The organism is Psychrobacter sp. TB55-MNA-CIBAN-0194, from assembly GCF_040309505.1.
Taxonomy (GTDB): Bacteria; Pseudomonadota; Gammaproteobacteria; order Pseudomonadales; family Moraxellaceae; genus Psychrobacter; species Psychrobacter fozii.
This window is the reverse complement of sequence record NZ_JBEOOW010000024.1, coordinates 1-1,442: the sequence shown is the minus strand read 5'-3', so window position 1 is coordinate 1,442 and position 1,442 is coordinate 1. Positions and strand designations below refer to the sequence as shown.

At 44.9% G+C, this 1,442-nt stretch carries 1 protein-coding gene; it reads right to left on the bottom strand.

The window, feature by feature from the left end:
• Positions 1 to 1,442 (bottom strand): Calx-beta domain-containing protein (locus tag AAEY75_RS14065; RefSeq protein ID WP_352259903.1); only part of this gene is annotated, 1,442 nt, incomplete at both ends.

The following is a 1,442-nucleotide window of genomic DNA, read 5'->3' as shown; positions in this document are numbered from 1 at the left end:
CCGTCTGTCGCGTCTTCATCGAAGATGGTGGCGCTGTCGGTGGCGGTGCCAATGCTGGCGTTGATCGCATTGCTGATCTCAAGCACCAAACTTTCTGATTGTTCATAAACCAAGTCATCAACTACAGTAAAGGTAATGGCTGGTGCAGACGTGCTGCCCGCTGGGATTGTGACCTGAATACCTTCATCGAGGAATGTCTGAATATCTGTTACATTATCTAAAAATATAACCTTACCATTAATATCGGTATAGCTGATTGATGCAATATCAGCCGCTTCTATTGTGCTATCCGCTAACTTGACATCTACAGTCGTAGGAAATTCGCTTAAGTTGTTCTGAGATACTTCAAATACCAAACCATTACTAACACCTTCAATGGCTTCCGCTTTAGTCGCTGCGATATCAACCACTGGTTTGTCGCCACCCAAAGCTGGATTATTAGGATCCACAGGTGTACTGCCGTCAGTAGTGCCATCATCATAGATGGTCGTACTTACGGTGTCATCGTCAGTACTAATAGTTGCTGTTCCTGATGTGACTGCAACGACCTTAACGGTAAAGTTTTCTGGGCCTTCAAACACATTGTCATCAGTGATTGGTACAGTGACATCCACTGAGGTTTGTCCTGCTGGGATAGTGATATCTTGTGTCACAGGCGTTGTGTAATCAGCTGACCCTTCAGTACTGCCATCACTAATAATAACAGTAACGATCGTATCTTCAGTGCTCGGATTACTTAAGCTAACGGTATAAGTCGCTTCATTTGCACTGCCATCAGCAGCCGTTTCACTCAAGGTTTTAGTACCACTAATGCTCACAACTGGGGTGTCATTACCTACCGATAGATCAGTAGGATCAACTGGTGTGCTACCGTCAGTAGTACCATTATCATAAATGGTAGTTGTGACACTATTACTATCTGGTCCAACAGAGGCTGTACCGGATATGACTTCAGTTACCGTAACTATAAAGTCTTCTGGGCCTTCAAACAAATTGTCATCCGTGATCGGTACAGTGACATTCACTGACGTTTGACCTGCTGGGATAGTGACTGTTTGAGTTATAGGTGCTGTATAGTCCTCACTACCTTCAGTGCTACCGCCACCAATCGTAACAGCGACCACAGTGTCTTCATTGCTTGGTTTGCTAAGATTAATCGTATAGGTTGCTTCATTCGAGCTGCCATCAACAGTCGTTTCGCTCAAGCTCTCGGTGCCTGTGATACTAACTATTAATGGATAGTCTGCGGTGATAGTCGCTTGATTCGACTGCAAGCCATTGGTGTCAGATACTACATAGTCAACTGGTGTTGGATCAGTGATAAACCCCGACTCTGGTGTAAAGCTAATCTCTCCTGTCGCGGGGTCAACTTGCCAAGTACCTTCACCATCTACCACTAAGCTGGTGAATTCATTGCCTGTAACAGGGTCGATTAATTTGAC